14 protein-coding genes are annotated in these 14,869 nt (G+C 72.2%); 7 read left to right on the top strand and 7 right to left on the bottom strand.

Translation table 11 applies throughout. The features are described from left to right. Positions 1 to 72 precede the first annotated feature (72 nt). The 4 genes from ACFVYF_RS02875 to ACFVYF_RS02860 all read left to right on the top strand — a co-directional run bounded on the left by ACFVYF_RS02875 (position 73) and on the right by ACFVYF_RS02860 (position 5,153). Positions 73 to 1,503 carry a multidrug effflux MFS transporter gene (locus tag ACFVYF_RS02875; RefSeq protein WP_389449749.1) on the top strand — a complete coding sequence of 477 codons (1,431 nt, stop codon included), beginning with the start codon at positions 73 to 75 and terminating at the stop codon, positions 1,501 to 1,503. A gap of 17 nt (positions 1,504 to 1,520) precedes the next feature. Further along, positions 1,521 to 2,633 (top strand): serine hydrolase domain-containing protein, encoded by a 1,113-nt coding sequence (locus tag ACFVYF_RS02870; protein ID WP_389450626.1) that lies wholly within the window; start codon positions 1,521 to 1,523, stop codon positions 2,631 to 2,633. A gap of 652 nt (positions 2,634 to 3,285) precedes the next feature. Beyond that, positions 3,286 to 4,275 carry a small ribosomal subunit Rsm22 family protein gene (locus ACFVYF_RS02865; RefSeq protein WP_389449746.1) on the top strand — a complete coding sequence of 330 codons (990 nt, stop codon included), beginning with the start codon at positions 3,286 to 3,288 and terminating at the stop codon, positions 4,273 to 4,275. A 221-nt stretch (positions 4,276 to 4,496) separates the two neighbouring features. Next, the gene (locus ACFVYF_RS02860; protein ID WP_389449743.1) at positions 4,497 to 5,153 is read left to right on the top strand and encodes a TetR/AcrR family transcriptional regulator; all 657 of its coding nucleotides are present in this window, start codon (positions 4,497 to 4,499) and stop codon (positions 5,151 to 5,153) included. A 149-nt stretch (positions 5,154 to 5,302) separates the two neighbouring features. Here ACFVYF_RS02860 and ACFVYF_RS02855 read toward each other — a convergent pair whose 3' ends face one another. Next, positions 5,303 to 6,214, bottom strand: coding sequence for a glycerophosphodiester phosphodiesterase (locus tag ACFVYF_RS02855; RefSeq protein WP_389449741.1), 912 nt, complete (start codon positions 6,212 to 6,214; stop codon positions 5,303 to 5,305). 169 nt (positions 6,215 to 6,383) lie between these two features. Here ACFVYF_RS02855 and ACFVYF_RS02850 point away from each other — a divergent pair, with 169 nt between their 5' ends. Continuing rightward, entirely contained in the window at positions 6,384 to 7,109 is a 726-nt protein-coding gene (locus ACFVYF_RS02850) for a bifunctional DNA primase/polymerase (protein ID WP_389449739.1), read from the top strand. Between the two features lie 63 nt (positions 7,110 to 7,172). Here ACFVYF_RS02850 and ACFVYF_RS02845 read toward each other — a convergent pair whose 3' ends face one another. The 4 genes from ACFVYF_RS02845 to efeO all read right to left on the bottom strand — a co-directional run bounded on the left by ACFVYF_RS02845 (position 7,173) and on the right by efeO (position 11,568). Further along, positions 7,173 to 8,159, bottom strand: a complete 987-nt coding sequence (locus ACFVYF_RS02845) for a hypothetical protein (RefSeq protein WP_389449737.1) — start codon at positions 8,157 to 8,159, stop codon at positions 7,173 to 7,175. Positions 8,160 to 8,260: 101 nt separating this feature from the next. Continuing rightward, positions 8,261 to 9,136 carry an iron uptake transporter permease EfeU gene (efeU, locus tag ACFVYF_RS02840; RefSeq protein WP_389449735.1) on the bottom strand — a complete coding sequence of 292 codons (876 nt, stop codon included), beginning with the start codon at positions 9,134 to 9,136 and terminating at the stop codon, positions 8,261 to 8,263. Positions 9,137 to 9,139: 3 nt separating this feature from the next. Beyond that, positions 9,140 to 10,420, bottom strand: a complete 1,281-nt coding sequence (efeB, locus tag ACFVYF_RS02835) for an iron uptake transporter deferrochelatase/peroxidase subunit (protein ID WP_389449733.1) — start codon at positions 10,418 to 10,420, stop codon at positions 9,140 to 9,142. 11 nt (positions 10,421 to 10,431) lie between these two features. After that, positions 10,432 to 11,568, bottom strand: a complete 1,137-nt coding sequence (gene efeO, locus ACFVYF_RS02830; protein WP_389449730.1) for an iron uptake system protein EfeO — start codon at positions 11,566 to 11,568, stop codon at positions 10,432 to 10,434. A 552-nt stretch (positions 11,569 to 12,120) separates the two neighbouring features. Between efeO and ACFVYF_RS02825 the strand changes: the two genes are divergently transcribed. After that, positions 12,121 to 12,768 carry a PhzF family phenazine biosynthesis protein gene (locus ACFVYF_RS02825; protein WP_389449727.1) on the top strand — a complete coding sequence of 216 codons (648 nt, stop codon included), beginning with the start codon at positions 12,121 to 12,123 and terminating at the stop codon, positions 12,766 to 12,768. Positions 12,769 to 12,786: 18 nt separating this feature from the next. On the opposite strand, the gene ACFVYF_RS02820 is transcribed toward ACFVYF_RS02825, so the two are convergent. Both ACFVYF_RS02820 and map read right to left on the bottom strand, forming a co-directional pair. Further along, entirely contained in the window at positions 12,787 to 13,464 is a 678-nt protein-coding gene (locus ACFVYF_RS02820) for a heme oxygenase (biliverdin-producing) (protein ID WP_389449724.1), read from the bottom strand. 238 nt (positions 13,465 to 13,702) lie between these two features. Further along, complete coding sequence (gene map / locus ACFVYF_RS02815) at positions 13,703 to 14,560, bottom strand: type I methionyl aminopeptidase (protein ID WP_389449721.1); 858 nt, start codon at positions 14,558 to 14,560, stop codon at positions 13,703 to 13,705. Positions 14,561 to 14,618: 58 nt separating this feature from the next. Here map and ACFVYF_RS02810 point away from each other — a divergent pair, with 58 nt between their 5' ends. Beyond that, the gene (locus tag ACFVYF_RS02810; protein ID WP_383287206.1) at positions 14,619 to 14,849 is read left to right on the top strand and encodes an SPOR domain-containing protein; all 231 of its coding nucleotides are present in this window, start codon (positions 14,619 to 14,621) and stop codon (positions 14,847 to 14,849) included. Positions 14,850 to 14,869 lie beyond the last annotated feature (20 nt).

Raw genomic sequence — 14,869 nt, 5'->3', positions numbered from 1 at the left:
CGCCTGTGACCCCGACCACGCCGTACGAGCTGAGAGCATAGGTGGCGAACCGAACGAACAGGGAGGGGCTCCATGCCCGAGGGCGGCCGCACCACGCGGGGCCAGGAAGGCCCCGAGGGACACATAGCGGACGCGACGGCCGCCGGTCCGGCACCCGTCGCGGCCTCCGAGGCACATCCCGACACGGCATCGGCCGGCACCCCACCGCCCGCCACCGCACTGCCCGGCACCAAGGCCCTGCGCCGCACCGGATTCCTCGTCATGCTCATCCTCGGCGGGCTCACCGCGACGCCCCCGCTGGCCATGGACATGTACCTCCCGTCGCTGCCGGAGGTCACCAGGTCGCTGCACGCGCCCGCGGCGACCGTGCAGCTCACCCTCACCGCCTGTCTGGCCGGTATGGCACTGGGACAACTGGTCGTCGGCCCGATGAGCGACCGCTGGGGCCGCCGGCGCCCGCTGCTCGCCGGTCTCCTCGTCTACATCGTCGCGACCGCCCTGTGCGCCGTCGCGCCCACCGTCGAACTCCTCGTCGTCCTCCGGCTCGCGCAGGGGCTCGCGGGCGCGGCCGGGATCGTGATCGCGCGGGCGGTCGTCCGGGACCTGTACGACGGTGTGGCGATGGCCCGCTTCTTCTCCAGCCTCATGCTGATCTCCGGGGTCGCCCCGATCGTCGCGCCGCTCATCGGCGGACAGATCCTGCGCGTCACCGACTGGCGGGGCGTCTTCGTCGTCCTCACGGTCGTCGGCATCGCGCTGACGGCGGTCGTCTGGTTCCGGCTCCCGGAGACCCTCGCCGCCGGCGAACGGCACAGCGGAGGCGTCGGTGAGGCGCTGCGGTCCATGCGCGGGCTGCTCGCCGACCGCGCCTTCGCCGGGTACATGCTCGCCGGCGGCTTCGCCTTCGCCGCGCTCTTCGCGTACATCTCCGCCTCGCCGTTCGTGATCCAGGAGATCTACGGCGCCTCCCCGCAGACCTTCAGCCTGCTGTTCGGGCTGAACTCGGTGGGCCTGGTGGCCGCCGGCCAGATCAACGGCAAGGTCCTGGTCGGCCGCGTCCGCCTCGACCGGGTGCTCGCCACCGGTCTCGCCACCGTCGCCCTGGCCGCGACCGCCCTCCTGCTGATGTCCACCGGAGTCTTCGGCGAGGCCGGACTCGGGCCCGTCGCCGGCGCCCTGTTCGTCCTGATGACCGCCATGGGCATCACCCTCCCCAACACCCAGGCGCTCGCCCTGATGCGCACCCGGCACGCGGCGGGCTCCGCCTCGGCGCTGCTCGGCACCTCCTCCTTCCTCGTCGGCGCGATCGCCTCGCCCCTCGTCGGCGTCGCCGGTGAGCACACCGCCGTCCCGATGGCCGTCGTCCAACTGGCCGCGGCACTGGTGGCGATCGCCTGCTTCGTGGCACTGTGCCGTCCCTGGGAACAGGGGTCCCCACTCCTCGAGCGAAACCGGGAGCACGGCGGGACCCTCACCGCGGACGGAAAGGCGGCGGACAGCTGAGCGCACCGAGACTGCGCATCGACACACCGGAACGGGCCGGACTCGACCCCGACGAACTGCGTCGACTCGTACGGGAGGTGCGCACTCTGACCACGGGGGAGCGCCCCTGGGCCGCGGGCACCGTCGTGGTCGCCGGGCGCGGACCGGTGATCGCCGTCGAGGAGGCCGCCGGGTGGGCGGTGCGCTATGCGTCGTACGACGAGGAGAAGGACGCGGGGGTCGAGCTGCCGGCCGGGGCACGGGTGCCGATGAGCGTGCACACGCCCTTCGACCTGGCCTCACTGACCAAGCTCTTCACGGCGGTCGCCGCGGTCCAGCAACTGGAGCGCGGCACACTCGGCATCGACGCGCGGGTGGGGGCGTACCTGCCCGACTTCCGCGGGGTCACCGAACACGGCGTCACCGTACGGCAGTTGCTCACCCACACCTCCGGCCTGCGGCCCGAACTCCCGCTGTACGACTGCCCGTCGGACGCGGCCCGTCTCGAACTGCTGCGCGCCGAGGTACCGGTGTCGCGGCCCGGCGTGGGGTACCGCTACTCGGACCTCAACCTGCTCCTCCTCCAGTACGTCCTGGAGCGCATCGCCGGGCGCCGGCTCGACGCCCTGATCCGCGACGGCATCACCCGGCCGCTGGGGATGACGGCCACGGGCTTCGGGCCCTGCCCCGGCGCGGCCGCGACCGAGGACCAGCGCCGGCCGTGGGGGAAGGCGGAACGCGGGATGCTGCGGGGTGTGGTCCACGACGAGAACGCGTGGGCGCTCGGCGGAGTGGCCGGCCACGCGGGCCTCTTCTCCACCGCCCGCGACCTCGCCGTCTTCTGCCGCACCCTGCTCGCCGGCGGCTCCTACGGGCCCGCCCGCATCCTGGGCCCCGACTTCGTCGAGCTGATGACGACCGCGCCGGGTCTGGGCTTCGCCGTGGACCAGCCGTGGTTCATGGGTGCCCTGGCCCACCGCGGCGCCGTGGGCCACACCGGCTTCACCGGTACGTCCCTGGTCCTGGACCCGGCCACGGACACGTTCCTCGTCCTGCTCGCCAACACGGTCCATCCCCGCCGCCGCGAGCCGGACAACGCGCCACGTGCGGCGCTGGGCACCCGGCTGGCCCGAGCGGTACGGGGGGCGTAGGGGCGCCCGGCGCCGGTCCCGCCGGCGGAACCGGCGCCGGCTCGCCTCCTGCCGGCGGGGCTGCCGCCGGGCTCGACGTCCGGCTTCGGGGCCGGCGCGAGGCCAGGGTCGCGGCTTCGGGGCCGGCGCGAGGCCAGCGTCGCGGCTTCGGGGTCGGCGCGAGGCCGGGCCCCGAACGGCGGGGCGCGGGCGGGCCGTGCCGCGAGGGCGGGCGCCGACGGGTGGGAGCACTGGCCGGCCACTCCGTGGCACCGGGCGCCGACGGGCGAGGGCCGTGCCAGGCCGGCCCGTGGCCTCCGGGCGCCGACGGGTGGGGGCCCTGTCCGGCCAGCCCATGGCCCCGGGCGCCGACAGGCGGGGGCCCTGTCCGGCCAGCCCATGGCCCCGGGCGCCGACGGGCGGGGGCCCTGTCCGGCCAGCCCATGGCCCCGGGCGCCGACGGGCGGGGGCCCTGTCCGGCCAGCCCATGGCCCCGGGCGCCGACGGGCGCGGGCCGTGCCAGGCCGGCCCGTGGCCCCCGGGCGCCGACGGGCGGGAGCACTGGTCGGCCAGCCCATGGCCCCGGAACGCCGACAGGCGGGCCCTGCCCGGCCAGCCCATGGCCCGGACGCCGACAGGCGGGGGCCCTGCCCGGCGACCGTAGAATCGCCGGGTGAACGCCCCCGCTCCTCCCGCCGAAACCCTGCGCGCCGCCCTCGCCGGGCTGCTGGACGGGCTGCCGCCGAAGGCAGCCGCGCAGGCCGTCGAGCGGCTGATCGCGAACTACCGGGGCACCACCCCGACGCACACGCCGGTCCTCCGCGACCGCTCGGACGTGGTGGCGTACGCCGCGTACCGGATGCCCGCGACGTTCGAGGCGGTGCGCGCGGCGCTGGACGCGTTCGCGGAGACGGTGCCGGAATGGACGCCGGGCAGCCACGTGGACGTCGGCGGCGGCACGGGCGCGGCGACCTGGGCGGTGACGGCGACCTGGGACGGCGACCGACCGGTGACGGTCCTCGACTGGGCCGAACCGGCGCTCGCGCTGGGCCGCGACCTCGCCGCCGCGAACCCGGCGCTGAAGGGCGCCGAGTGGCACCGCTCTCGTATCGGAGCGGCGCTCACCATCGAGAGCACTGATCTCGTCACCGTCTCCTACGTCCTCGGCGAGCTCACCGAGGAGGACCGCGGCCACGTCGTGGACGCCGCCGCGGCCGCCGCCCCGGCCGTCGTGATCATCGAGCCGGGCACCCCGGACGGCTACGCCCGGATCATCGAGGCCCGCGACCGGCTGATCGGCGCCGGCTTCCGGATCGCCGCCCCCTGCCCGCACAGCGCCGCCTGCCCCATCGTCCCCGGCGAGGACTGGTGCCACTTCTCCGCCCGGGTCAGCCGTTCCTCCCTGCACCGCCAGGTCAAGGGCGGCTCACTGCCGTACGAGGACGAGAAGTTCAGTTACGTCGCCGCCACCCGCTTCCCGGTGACGCCGGCCCCCTCCCGGGTCGTCCGCAGGCCGCAGATCCGCAAGGGTCAGGTGCTCCTCGACCTGTGCGGCCCGGACGAAGCCCTGCACCGCGAGACGGTGACCAAGCGGCACGGACCCCTGTACCGGGCGGCCCGTGACGCCGACTGGGGCGACGCCTGGCCGCCGGACACCGACTGACTCGACGTCAGAAGCCGTACCAGGACTCGGACTCGGACTCGGACTCGGACTCGGACTCGGACTCGGACTCGGACTCGGGAGTCACTGGCCGCTACCGCTACCGAAGCTCCTGTGTGCAGCACTTCACGCTGCCGCCGCCCTCGCACGGCCGGAGGCCCCCGCACGCCGGAGACCCCCGCGCAGCGAGACGTCCCGTCTTGGCCCCCTGTTAAATTCGACCCATGGTCCAGAAGCCCGCCCCGCCCCCGGGCAAGCCCACCCCCGACTCCACCCGCCGCAGCGAACGCTCCCGTCGCGCGATCTACGACGCCGCCCTCGCCCTCGTCGTCGAGGTCGGCTACCCGAAGACCACCATCGAGGGCATCGCCGCCCGCGCCGGAGTCGGCAAGCAGACGATCTACCGCTGGTGGTCGTCGAAGGCGGACGTCCTGCTGGAGGCGTTCATGGACCTCAGCGCCCAGGCGGCGGAGGCCGCGGGCCACCCCGAGGTCATCGGAGACGCGGCGACGTACGAGATCCCGGACACCGGCGACCTGGAGGCCGATCTCAAGGCCGTGTTGCGCGCCACCGTCGACGAGCTGATCGACCCCAAGTTCGAGATCCCCAGCCGCGCCCTGGCCGCCGAGGGTGTCGTCAACGAGCAGGTCGGCGAGGAGTTCGTGAGCAAGCTGCTGGAGCCCCAGCTCCAGCTGTACGTGAAGCGGCTGCGCTCCGCCCAGGAAAGCGGCGAGGTACGCCCCGGCATCGACCCTCGTATCGCCCTGGAACTCTTCGTCTCCCCGCTCGCCCAGCGCTGGCTCCAGCGCACCGGCCCGATCTCGTACGCGTACACGGACGCCCTCGTCGAATACGCCCTCTACGGCCTCGCCCCGCGGTAGCCCCACGGCCTGGCCCCACGCCGGACCGCTACGGCCTCGCCCCGCGGTAGCCCCACGGCCTGGCCCCCGCCGGACCGCTACGGCCTCGCCCCGCGGTAGCCCCACGCCAGGCCAGGCCTCCAACGGCCTGGCTCCACGCCAGGCGGCCCCTACGGCCGCGGGCGGCCCCGCACCGCCCGGAAGCCCTTCACGCCCTTGACGCCCTGCACGGCCGCCGCGGCCGCCACCCCCTTCACCGGGTGGCGGGAGAGCCGCCCGGGCGCGTCCGTGATGATCCCGTTGCAGCCGAGCGCGAGGGCCCGGTCGCGCTGGGCCGGGGTCACCACGGTGTGCGCCCACACCCGGGAGATGCCGGAGTGCGCGGCCCGTGCGAGATCGGCGTCCCGCGCCTTGTAGTCCACGTCGAGCACGTCCACGAACGGCGCCCAGCGCTCGGGCCGGTCGCCGCGCATCTGTTCCGCCGAGCGCCACAGCTGGGCGACCAGACCCATCCGGTGGGCCCGCCAGGCCACCTCGGGACGGTTGGAGTTGACGAAGACCGAGCGGGTCAGCCCGCGGGCGCGGATCAGCCCGGCGAGGGTGCGCAGGCTCTCCGGGTCCTTGGCCTCCAGCATCAGCACGACCCGGCCGCCGAAACGATCCAGCACTTCGGCGACGGTCGGCGGCCGCTCCGAGCGCCAGCTGCCGGGGATCGCGGCCCTCGGCCGCAGCCGCACGCCCGCCCAGTCCCGCAGCCCCAGGCTCCGTACCGGACCGCCCAGATAGGTCGTGCGGTTGAGGGTCTCGTCGTGCATGACCACCATGTGCCCGTCGCGCAGCATCCGGGTGTCGAAGTCGAGCACCTGCGCCGTACCGCGCTCATAGGCGGCCATCAGCCCCGACATGCTGTTCTCCGGGACCTCGCGGGCGCCGCCGCGGTGGGCGACGTAGACGACGCGGGGCAGCGCGTCCACCGTCAGAGGTCCGGCGCCCCACTCCAGCGGGGCCAGGGCGCCGCCCTGCCCGGTCAGGGCCAGTGAGGCGAGACCGGCGAGACCCGTGAGCGCAGTCCATGTGACCATGGCGACCACGGTAGGGGGATAAATACCATAAAAGTATGCAATGACACTCGATCCATCCCCGGGGTTGGCTTGCCCCGGCTACCCCGGATGTGGGCTCTGGCCACCCAGGGCGCAGGATGGTGGGACGATGGAGCATGTTGTCCACACCCACGGCATGGTGAGGGGATAGATGAGCGCGGAGTTCGGCGGCCGCTCCGGCCGGCAGGGCAGGATCTCCCAGTGGCTGCGTGGTCGTCGTCCCAAGGAGGCCGCCGGTGACGGCGGCCGAGAGGGCCTGCTGCTCGCCGCCGCCGCTGCCGGGTTGCCGCTCGCACCGGCCGCGCACCCCGCCGGGTACCGATGTTCCTGTGACCGGGTCGGCTGTCCCACCCCCGCGCGCCACCCCGTCTCCTTCGCCTGGCAGACGCAGTGCACGACCGACCGCGGCCAGATCGAGCGCTGGGCGCGGCACCAGCCGCAGGCCAACTTCATCACCGCGACCGGCCTGGTGCACGACGTCCTCGACGTGCCGCTGGACGCCGGCCTGGAGGCGCTGGAGCGGCTGCTCGCCGCCGGTGTCGAGGTCGGTCCCGTCGCCGAGTCCGCCGGTGACCGCCTGCTCTTCTTCACGGCGACCCGTGGTACGCCCGAGGACGAGGACGAGTGGTGGCCCTGTGAGCTGGACTGCCACCCCGAGACGATGGACGAGCACCCCGGGCTGCGCTGGCACTGCCGGGGTTCGTACGTGCCGGTGCCGCCGGCCCGGCTCATGGGCGATCTGACGGTCGACTGGGTACGGGGGCCCGAGCACCCGCTGCCCGACCCGCTGAGCCTGCTCGAAGTCCTGACGGACGCCTGCGCGCGCCATGCGGGGGACCACACGGAGCGGCTGGCCGCCTGGCCGCACCGCCGCTGAGCGCCCCGGCGGCGGGCCGCGCCCGCCGCCCCGCATCACGCGGCCTGCGCCCCCGCCGGCGCGTTACTCGCCCTGCGCCCCCGTCAGCCCCTGCACCCGGCTGAGGAACTCCACCTTCCGGTCCGAGGCCGTCCTCGACGGGTCGAGCACCGCCTGGTTGGAGACGAACTCCAGCGTGAGGGACTGCTTGACCTCACCGGTCAGCAGGGCTTTGATGTTCGGGTCGGTGACGTTGATGTCGACGCCCGGCGCCGCCGTCTGCTTCTCGAAGTGCCGTGTGCTGAAGAACACCAGCGCGCCGCCGTCCGAGGTGCGCAGACCCACCGGCGCGTAGTCGCCGGACGGCAGCGCCTCGTCGACGTACTGCCGGGCGAGACCGGGCTTCCTGGCGTTCTTCTTGCGCAGGTCCCGCCATGCGGAGGTGTGCGTGCCGGGCGCGAAGGTGTCGCCGCCGCTCTTCAGATAGGCCGCGTACGACTGGCCCAACTCCTTGGGCGCGACGGCCAGTTCCGCGTCGCCGGCGGTGACGGGCTCGGCCCAGCCGTCCTTGTCCTGCTGGAACGTGGGCATGTCACCGGCGGACAGGACGGTCAGATACGACACCTGCCAGATGTCGTTCGCCTCGCTGCGGGTGAAGACCAGCAGCCAATGGGAGTCCGCCGCACCCTTGTTGGCCTTGGTGTCGGCGACGAACCAGCGCGGCCAGCCGGCCTTCTTCGGTATGACGAACTTCGCGTCGGTCAGCTTCAGCGGCGCGTGGTCGGGGTTGCCGCTCGGGTTGTTCTTGTGACCCGCCTTGAGCTTCGCGCCGTCGATGGCGGCCAGCGGGCCGGTGACCCGGTCCGCGTCCAGGGACCGGTCGTTCGCCTTGTCGGCCTTGTTGTACGCGGTGGTGAAGTCCTTGAGGGCGCGCGCGGCCTCGCCGGCCGTCGCCGTCGGGAGGAACTCGCGCTCCCCGTGCACCACCACGCATCCGCTCACCGTGACGGACAGTGCGATGCCGGCCGCCACCGCCGGCACGGCTCGCCTCAGCCTTCCAAGCGTGCTCATCGGGTCCCTCCGCCTTCCCCGTTCCCGGGCCCGAACCCTACCGGGGAGCGCCGAGGCCCTGAGCGCGGGGATCCGCAACGGCGCCCGCATCGTGACCTTGCTCAGCGCTTGTCGCCCACCGGACCGCCGGTCGCCGGCTGGGGCTCCTCGGCAGCCGGCTTCGGCTTTCCGGTACCGGGCCGGCCCGGCGACAGGAAGACGGCCAGGGTCGGCACCAGGTACAGCACCCACACCGTGACCTGGAGGACGGTCGGGTCCGGCTGGAAGTTGAAGACACCCTTCAGGAGGGTGCCGTACCAGCTCGTCGGCGGGATCGTGCCGCTGATGTCGAAGGCCAGGCTCGTCAGACCGGGCACCAGGTCGGCCTCCTGGAGGTCGTGGACACCGTAGGCGAGCACGCCCGCGGCGACGACGACCAGCATGCCGCCGGTCCAGGTGAAGAACTTGGCGAGGTTGATCCTCAGCGCGCCGCGGTAGAAGAGCCAGCCGAGGAGCACGGCGGTGGCCAGGCCCAGAGCGACGCCGATCAGCGGGCGCGGGGTTCCGTCGCTCGCCGCGTGCACCGACGCCCAGACGAACAGCGCCGTCTCCAGGCCCTCGCGGCCGACCGCCAGGAACGCGGTCGCCACCAGCGCGCCCGTGCCCATCGCGAGCGCCGCGTCCAGCTTGCCGTGCAGCTCGGCCTTCAGATGCCGTGCGGTACGCCGCATCCAGAAGACCATCCACGTCACCAGGACCACCGCGAGGACCGACAGCGAACCGCCGAGCGCCTCCTGGGCCTTGAACGTCAGCTCCTGGGAGCCGAATTCGAGGACGCAGCCGAAGCCGAGCGAGAGGGCGACCGCGACGCCGATGCCGGCCCAGATCGGCCTCAGGGCGTCCCTGCGGCCCGTCTTGACCAGATAGGCGATCAGGATGCAGACGACGAGGCTGGCTTCCAGGCCCTCGCGCAGACCGATCAGATAGTTGCCGAACACGGGCTACGCCTCCTTCGAGAACAGCTCGCGGCCCCACCAGTCGTCCTTGTCCCGGACGCCGGGCGGGATCGCGAAGACCGCCGAACTCACATGCTGGATGTACTCGTTGAGCGCGTCGGCGCGCGACAGGCTGCGCTGCACCGGAATGAAGCCCTTGCGGACGTCACGCTGGTACGCGAGGAAGAACAGCCCCGCCTCCAGCCGGCCGAGGCCGTCCGTGCCGTCGGTGAAGGAGTAGCCGCGGCGCAGGATCGTGGCCCCGTCGTTGGAGTCGGGGTGCGCGAGCCGCACGTGCGCGTCGGGCTTCATCGCCTTCAGGAACGGCTTGTCGCGCTCCTTCGCCTTGCCGACCGGAGCGCCCTCGCCCTTGTCCCGGCCGAAGACGTCCTCCTGCTCCTGGAGCGAAGTCCGGTCCCAGGTCTCGATGTTCATCCGGATCCGGCGCGCCACGAGATACGAGCCGCCGGCCATCCAGTCGGGCCCGTCGCCCTCGCCCACCCACACGAACTTCTTCAGCCGGTCCGTCTCGGTGCCCGCGATGTTGCGGGTGCCGTCCTTGAAGCCCATCAGATTGCGCGGGGTCTGCGCGTCCGGGGTCGTCGAGGACGTCTTGCCGAAACCGAGCTGGGACCAGCGGATGGCGACCTTGCCGAAGCCGATCCGGGCCAGGTTGCGGATCGCGTGCACCGCGACCTGCGGGTCGTCCGCGCAGGCCTGGACGCACAGGTCGCCGTCGCTGCGGGCCTTGTCCAGGTTGTCGCCGGGGAACTTCGGCAGCTCGACGAGCGCCTCGGGCCGCCGGTCGCCGAGGTCGAACTTCTCGAAGAGGGACGGCCCGAAGCCGATCGTCAGCGTCAGCCGCGACGGCTTGAGCCCCAGCGCCTCACCGGTGTCGTCCGGGGGAGCCTCGGCCAGGCCGCCGTACGCGCCCTCGCCGACCGCGTGTCCTGCGGTCATCCGCGCGGCGGCCTGCGTCCAGTCCTTCAGGAGCTGCACGAACGCGGCGCGGTCGTCCGTCTTCACGTCGAACGCGGCGAAGTGCAGGCGGTCCTGCACGGGCGTGGCGATCCCGGCCTGGTGTGTGCCGTGGAAGGTGACGGCGCCGCCCGTCTCGGCGCCGGCCGGCTCCACGTCGTTGCCCGCGCGGGTCATCGCGACCGCGCCGCCGGCCGCGGCGGCACCGAGCGCGAGGCCGGCACCGCCCCAGCCGATCAGCGAACGCCGGGACGGCGCGGGGGTGTCGGCGGCCTCGGTGACTTCCGTGGTTTCCCTGGTGTCCGTCATGGGGTCGGCTCCTACTTCACGACAGCGGCGGCAAGCTTGGACAGCGGCTCCGCGAGCGCGTTGACCGCGTCCGAGAGCTCCTTGCGGTCGGCCCCGCCGACCTTGTCGTACGAGGTGAAGTCGTACGAGTTCTTGTCCGTGCGGTACTTGTCGAGCAGCGTGTTCAGCGCGGCGAACTGCTTGTCGAGCTCGGTCGTCAGGGCCGCGTCGTTCTCCTTGGCGACGGGCTTCAGCAGCTCGTACGCCTTCTGCGCGCCCTCGACGTTGCCCTTGAAGTCACTCAGGTCGGTGTGCGAGTAGCGGTCCTCCTCGCCGGTGACCTTGCCGGTGGCGACCTCGTCGAGGAGTTCCTTGGCGCCGTTGGCCATGGAGGTCGGGGTGATCACGGCCTTGCCGACCCGCTGCTGCCAGTCCTTGAGGTCGGTGACCAGCTGGTCGGCGAGGGTCTTCTCCGCCGTCCCGATCTTCTTGTCCTGCCACAGGGACTTCTCCAGACGGTGCCAGCCCGTCCACTTCTGGCCGTCCTCCAGGCCGTCCGCGCGGACGTCCACCTTCGGGTCGATGTCACCGAAGGACTCCGCGACGGGCTCGGTGCGCTCCCAGCCGAGGCGCGAGCCGGCGAACTCCTTCTTCGCGGCCTCGATGTCGCCGTCCTTGACGGCCTTGGCGAAGGCCTCGGCCTTGGGCAGCGTCGCGTCGGCCTGCTCCTGCGCGTACTCGCGGTAGGCGGCGACCGCCTTGTCCAGGCGCGGGTCGCGCTGGGCGACCTTGCCGCCGGTGACCGTGAGCTTCTGGCGGACGCCGTGGCCCTTCATGCCCGGGCGGCAGGCGATCTCGTACGAACCGGCCTTGACCTCGGCGGTCAGCGTGTACTTGGTGCCCGGGCCGATGTTCTCCTTCTCGGAGACGATCCGGTCGTCGGGGAACACGATCTCGACCTCGGTGGCCTGCGAGCCCTTGTTCTCGATCTTCAGGGTGACCTGGCCGGCCGGGACCGACTTCGACGAGGTGTCGCAGGTGGAGTCAGCGGCGGTCACCTGGATCGCGTCACCTCCCTTGGCGTCGCTCTTCTCCGTGCAGCCGGTGACGGCGGCCAGGGCGGCCGCGGTGGCGGCTGCGGTGACGACGGAGAGTCGGACGGCTCGCATGAAGGCTCCCGGTGAAGGCGGACAGGACCGCGCGGCACGCCCGCGCAGCATGGTGAGGCTGGCCTAACTTATCTGAGGCTTGCCTCATCGATACCCACGAGGTCGGTGATTCAGCTCTCATGGGCGGCGCACAGGCACGGCTTGATCACGGCGTCTCAAAACCAGCCCCACAGAATAGTAAAGAGAAGGTCAAGAGCTCCGTTTGGGGGCGACGAGGACGGCGCCCGTCCTGGGGTGCGCGAACACCTCGACCGGCCGGCCGTGGACGTCGACTTGGTCGGGCGGGTGCCGTGCCCGCGGTGCGCAGGTGGCGTACGGCCTGACGGATCGCCCCGGTCGAGCGGCCGGGTCGACCGGGGCGGCCGGGTCGACCGGTCGGGGTCGGGTCGACCGGTCGGGGTCGGGTTGACCGGTGCCGGGTCGGGCGCCTGCGGGTGTGACGCGGGCGGCCCCGCCGCCGGGCGGCCCTGTGGCCCCGGGGGCCGGCCCGGCAAGCTCGGGAGGACCCCGGGCCGAGGCGGACTCGCCGTCCGGTGATGTTTGAATGCGGGGGTGACTGACTTCGACGTGCTGCGGGTCTTCTGCGGGCCCGACGGCGGATACGGCAACGAACTCGGTGTCGTCCGCGAGGGCTCGGTGCTGCCGGACCGCGAGGAACGCCAGGCGTTCGCCGCGAAACTCGGTTTCAGCGAGACCGTGTTCGTCGACGATCCCGAGCGCGGTGTCATCGACATCTACACGCCCACCCTGCGTCTGCCGTTCGCCGGACACCCCTGCGTCGGCACCGGCTGGCTGCTCGACGTGCCCGAACTGGTCACGCCCGCCGGGGTGGTGGGGGTCCGTCTCGATGGCGAGTTCAGCTGGATCGAGGCGCGGGCGGAGTGGGCGCCGCCGCGTACCGTGCGGCAGTACGCGTCGGCTGCCGAGGTCGACGGCCTGTCCGTACCGCCGGCCGGCGAGTGGCTCTACGCCTGGGCCTGGGAGGACGAGGCCGCGGGGCGGGTGCGGGCCCGTGGGTTTCCCGGCCGCGGCGACGGGGTCGAGGAGGACGAGGCCACGGGAGCGGCGGCGCTGCTACTGACCGCCCGGCTGGGCCGGGCACTCAACATCGTCCAGGGAGCGGGATCGCAGATCCTCACGGCACCGCAGCCGGAGGGCTGGGTGGAGGTCGGCGGCCGGGTACGGCTGATGCGCGGCTGAGGGGCACCGGCCCGAAGGTCACGCCGTCAGCGGGAACTCCTCGCCCAGGGCGTGGAACACCGCCGTGTTCAGGGCGAACGCGTGCTTGCACTCGGTGATGATCCGCTGCTTCTCCAGGTCGTCGGCCGGGACCGCGTCGAGGAGCTCGCGGTAACTCCGCTTGAAGGCGGCCGGGTTGGTGATGCCCTCGAAGACGTAGAAGCGGACGCCGTCGCCCTTGCGGGCGAAGCCCCAGGTCTTCTCCGCCTTGTCGCGGATGATCTGGCCGCCGGAGAGGTCACCGAGATAGCGGGTGTAGTGATGCGCGAGGTAGCCGCCGGGCCACGTGCGCGCGGACTCGGCGACGCGGTCCGCGTACGCCCGGGTCGCGGGCAGGGCGGTGAGCGTCGAGTGCCAGTCGGCGCCCCGGAGATGGGCAAGGTCCCGCTCCAGCGCCGCGCGGCGCGGCAGCTCCGGCCGCAGGAAGGGACCGGCCACCGGATCGGAGGCCAGCCGCTCGGCGTCCGCCTCCAACGCCTCGTACACGAACCACAGTTGCTCGGTGTAGCGCGCGTACGCCTCGATGCCCAGCCGGCCGCCGAGCAGGTCGCTCATGAAGGTCGAGGTCTCCGCCTCCGTGTGCTGCTCGTGCGACGCGGTACGGATGAGTGTCGAGAACGCCGTGCCGGACGCGGGCGACGCGGTCGACGACTTCATGGAAACCTCCGGTGCCGAAGGGACGAGAGCCAGTCAGATCTTCTATAGTTAGGCTTACCTAAGTCAATGAGTTTCCGACATCCTGTCGGTAAAATCCTACCCGCGAATCCGCTCGCATCCACCTGAACACCCACGTGAACACCCACGTGAACACCCACGTGAACACCACCATGAACACCCACATGAAAGAGCCCGCCCTGTGGACAGGGCGGGCTCAGCCGGTTCGTCGGGGCGGGTGCTACGGCAGCGTGAGGATCTCCGCGCCACTGTCCGTGACCACCAGGGTGTGCTCGAACTGGGCCGTCCGCTTGCGGTCCTTCGTCACGACCGTCCAGCCGTCGTCCCACATGTCGTAGTCGTGCGTACCCAGTGTGAGCATGGGCTCGATGGTGAAGGTCATCCCGGGCTGGATGACGGTCGTCGCGTGCGGGCTGTCGTAGTGCGGAACGATCAGACCGGAGTGGAAGGACGAGTTGATCCCGTGGCCGGTGAAGTCCCGGACCACGCCGTATCCGAACCTCTTCGCGTAAGACTCGATGACCCGCCCGATGACATTGATCTGGCGCCCGGGCCTGACCGCCTTGATGGCGCGGTCGAGGGACTCGCGAGTCCGCTCGACGAGGAGCCTGCTCTCGTCGTCGACGTCACCGACGAGGTACGTCGCGTTGTTGTCGCCGTGCACCCCGCCGATGTACGCGGTCACGTCGAGGTTGATGATGTCGCCGTCGTTGAGGACCGTGGAGTCCGGGATGCCGTGGCAGATGACCTCGTTCACGGAGGTGCAGAGCGACTTGGGGAAGCCGCGGTAGCCGAGGGTGGACGGGTAGGCCCCGTGGTCGCACATGTACTCATGCGCGACCCGGTCCAGCTCGTCCGTGGTCACCCCCGGGGCGATCAGCTTGGCGGCCTCGGCCATGGCCCGCGCGGCGATGCGACCCGCCGTCCGCATCGCCTCGATGGTCTCCGGGGTCTGCACCTCCGGGCCGGTGTACGGCGTCGGAGCGGGCTTGCCCACGTACTCCGGGCGCCTGATGTTTCCGGGTACGGAACGGATGGGAGAGAGCTCCCCTGGTACGAGCAGCGACTGGCCAGACATGCCAGCGAGTTTAACCAGCGGACGTGGGGCACCATGTCCGTGGCGAAAGGAGCTGGTCATGGCCCTGTTCAAGAAGCGGACCGTCGGCAAGCCCGGCGAGTGGTACTACTGCCTGGAACACAAGAAGGTCGAGGAGGGCCCCGAGTGTCCTGCCAAGGACCGTTTCGGCCCGTACGCCTCCCGCGAGGAGGCCCAGCGCGCGATGGAGCAGGCGCGCGAGCGGAACCTCGAATGGGAGAACGACCCGAAGTGGCATGACGCCCCGGGCAGCGGCACCGACGAGGACTGAGCCGCGCGACGGGCGCCGGA

It is taken from the genome of Streptomyces sp. NPDC058274 (assembly GCF_042881375.1).
Lineage (GTDB): Bacteria > Actinomycetota > Actinomycetes > Streptomycetales > Streptomycetaceae > Streptomyces.
Note: the sequence above shows the minus strand (reverse complement) of the source record. Positions and strands in the feature narration are given on the sequence as shown.

Coding starts and splice junctions, on each gene's coding strand:
- efeB (WP_389449733.1), bottom strand. CDS start 10,420: ATGACGGACACCAGGGAAACCACGGAAGTCACCGAGGCCGCCGACACC.
- efeO (WP_389449730.1), bottom strand. CDS start 11,568: ATGCGAGCCGTCCGACTCTCCGTCGTCACCGCAGCCGCCACCGCGGCC.
- ACFVYF_RS02820 (WP_389449724.1), bottom strand. CDS start 13,464: ATGAAGTCGTCGACCGCGTCGCCCGCGTCCGGCACGGCGTTCTCGACA.
- ACFVYF_RS02845 (WP_389449737.1), bottom strand. CDS start 8,159: ATGAGCACGCTTGGAAGGCTGAGGCGAGCCGTGCCGGCGGTGGCGGCC.
- ACFVYF_RS02810 (WP_383287206.1), top strand. CDS start 14,619: ATGGCCCTGTTCAAGAAGCGGACCGTCGGCAAGCCCGGCGAGTGGTAC.
- ACFVYF_RS02875 (WP_389449749.1), top strand. CDS start 73: ATGCCCGAGGGCGGCCGCACCACGCGGGGCCAGGAAGGCCCCGAGGGA.
- ACFVYF_RS02860 (WP_389449743.1), top strand. CDS start 4,497: ATGGTCCAGAAGCCCGCCCCGCCCCCGGGCAAGCCCACCCCCGACTCC.
- map (WP_389449721.1), bottom strand. CDS start 14,560: ATGTCTGGCCAGTCGCTGCTCGTACCAGGGGAGCTCTCTCCCATCCGT.
- ACFVYF_RS02850 (WP_389449739.1), top strand. CDS start 6,384: ATGAGCGCGGAGTTCGGCGGCCGCTCCGGCCGGCAGGGCAGGATCTCC.
- ACFVYF_RS02855 (WP_389449741.1), bottom strand. CDS start 6,214: ATGGTCACATGGACTGCGCTCACGGGTCTCGCCGGTCTCGCCTCACTG.